This is a genomic window from Nocardia sp. NPDC004722, assembly GCF_053601505.1.
Genome location: NZ_JBSGBY010000913.1, coordinates 1 through 2,329 on the forward strand (window position 1 = coordinate 1; position 2,329 = coordinate 2,329).

A 2,329-nucleotide genomic window follows, 5' to 3' on the forward strand; every position below is an offset into this window, starting at 1 on the left:
ATTGTCGGTGCCGTGCCCGGCGATGGTGGTGGTGCCGAAGTAGGCGAGATTCATGGGCCCGGTGCCGTGGCCGCCGGAGTCGTCGCGCTGCCCCACCCGTCCGGGCGCGTGTTCGTGCCGTGCCGACTCGGGGAGGTGCGCGTCGCCGTCGGCCGGGTCCGCATTCGAGCGTGGGAGTTCTTGTGGTGCGGGAGAATTCGATCCGCCACGGGACGGCTCCGCGATCAATCGCGGCACCGGGACCGCGGCCGCCAGATGACAGACCACGTCCACACCGTCGAGCAGAGGTTCGAGGGCGTCGGGATCGCGGATGTCGAGGCGCTGAACCCCTTCGGGGACAGTCGGATTCGGGCCGTGCACGGCATCCAGCAGCAGATCGACGCCGATCACCTCGTGCCCCGCCGCCAGGAGCGCACGCTGGACGTGGGAGCCCAGATAACCGGCCGCGCCGGTCAGCAGGACGCGCAGGGGGTCCGGACCGCCCGCATTCATGCGTCCAGGGTATTCGACCGCCCGCGGATGCTCACATCCAACGGGGTCCGTAACCCGAATACCTATTTGTTGACGGGCATTCCGGGCGAAGCAGTAATTCCCGGAGATGCCGCCGCGAGCAGGTGCAATGGCGCACCGCGGGGCACAGTGTGGTGCCCCGGTCGCTCGGGCGGCAGTCCTCGGCCGTTTACGGCCGTTCGAGCTGTTACGGCAGTTCGAACGGCAGCTGCACGCCGGTGCCGGTCAGCACGCGGCAGTTGTCGCAGGTCTCGTCGCCTTCGACGGCGGCGACGGCGCGGCGCACCAGCGCCTTGAACGGCACCAGGTTCTTCTCGAACTCGGCGAACACATCGGCGGCGCTGACGCCCGCACCCGACTCCAGCCCGGCATCCAGATCGGTGACCAGAGCGATTGCGGAATAGCACATTTCGAGTTCGCGGGCGAGCACGGCCTCCGGGTGCCCGGTCATATTGACCAGCTCCCAGCCCTGACCGGCGAACCAGCGGCTCTCGGCGCGGGTGGAGAAGCGCGGGCCCTCCACCACGACCATGGTGCCGTGGTCGTGCGAGGGCAGCTCCTCGCCGAGCGAAGCGATTGCGGCGGTGCGCAGTTCGTCGCAGTACGGGTCGGCGAAGGAGACGTGCACGCCGCCGGTGTCGTAGAAGGTCTGGGCGCGGCCGGAGGTGCGGTCCACCAGCTGGTCGGGCACGGCCACGGTGCCCGGACCCCAGTCCGCGCGCAGGCTGCCGACGGCACACGGGCCGAAGATGCGGCGCACGCCCAGCGTCCGCAGGGCCCACATGTTCGCGCGGTAGGGCACGGTGTGCGGGGAGTACTCGTGCTTGCGGCCGTGCCGGGGCAGGAACGCGACCGCGCGTCCCTCCACCTGACCGATGGTGATGGGCGCGCTGGGCGCGCCGTAGGGGGTCTCGACCTCGACCGTGGTGGCGTCGTCGCCGAAGAAGTCGTAGAACCCACTGCCTCCGATAATGGCGAGGGTCGCCCGTGCATCCGAACTCATGGCCACGATTCTTGCGCATGCGCGCATGAGTGGTGGGACCAGGGCGAACCATGTACCCTAGGGGGGTATTTACCGCCTCGGAGACAGGACAAGCAGGTGACCGACGACAAGACCGCCACGGCAGAGACCACGGCCGACCAGTCCTGCCACGACCACGCCACGCACGGCTACATCACCGCCAAGGACGACTACCTCAAGCGCCTGCGCCGCATCGAGGGCCAGGCCCGCGGCCTGCAGCGCATGGTCGACGAGGAGAAGTACTGCATCGACATCCTCACCCAGGTGTCGGCCATGACCAAGGCCCTGCAGGCGGTCGCCATGGGCCTGCTCGAGGACCACATCAGCCACTGCGTCGTCGACGCGGCCGTGGCAGGTGGGCCCGAGGCCGAAGCCAAGATCAAAGAGGCGACGGACGCCATCGCCCGGCTCGTCCGGAGCTGACCAACTCTCGTAACTCTCAGGGGCTTCCCCTGAAACCCCTTCCACGCCCCAGGAGCTTCGCCTGAGCCCCTGCGTCACACCCAGGGGCTTCGCCCGAACCCCTGTGTCACGCCCAAGGGCTTCGCCTGAACCCCTGTGTCACGCCCAAGGGCTTCGCCTGAACCCCTGCGTCACGCCCAAGGGGCTTCCCCCGAACCCTTGCGCTCGGGTTTTCAGCAGGCCGTGATGCCGCCGGGGTAGGAGACCAGGGACATGGGGAGGGCCCAGCGGTCGGGGCCGGACTGCCAGCCGGGGGCGGCGCGGCGGGAGCCGCGGCGAGCTCCGCTTGGAGACCTTCCGCGACAAGGACCTGCACGCCGACACCTCGGATCTGCA

At 69.3% G+C, this 2,329-nt stretch carries 3 protein-coding genes; 1 reads left to right on the plus strand and 2 read right to left on the minus strand.

The features are described from left to right. The coding region (locus ACWELQ_RS43930) for an NAD-dependent epimerase/dehydratase family protein (RefSeq protein ID WP_452402893.1) at positions 1-468 on the minus strand (468 nt) is incomplete at its 3' end. A 229-nt stretch (positions 469-697) separates the two neighbouring features. After that, on the minus strand, positions 698-1,513 hold the full coding sequence (locus ACWELQ_RS43935) for an S-methyl-5'-thioadenosine phosphorylase (protein ID WP_379353708.1): 816 nt from the start codon (positions 1,511-1,513) through the stop codon (positions 698-700). A gap of 96 nt (positions 1,514-1,609) precedes the next feature. Here ACWELQ_RS43935 and ACWELQ_RS43940 point away from each other — a divergent pair, with 96 nt between their 5' ends. Next, positions 1,610-1,954: a metal-sensitive transcriptional regulator gene (locus tag ACWELQ_RS43940; RefSeq protein ID WP_379353710.1), complete on the plus strand. Its 345-nt coding sequence runs from the start codon at positions 1,610-1,612 to the stop codon at positions 1,952-1,954. Positions 1,955-2,329 lie beyond the last annotated feature (375 nt).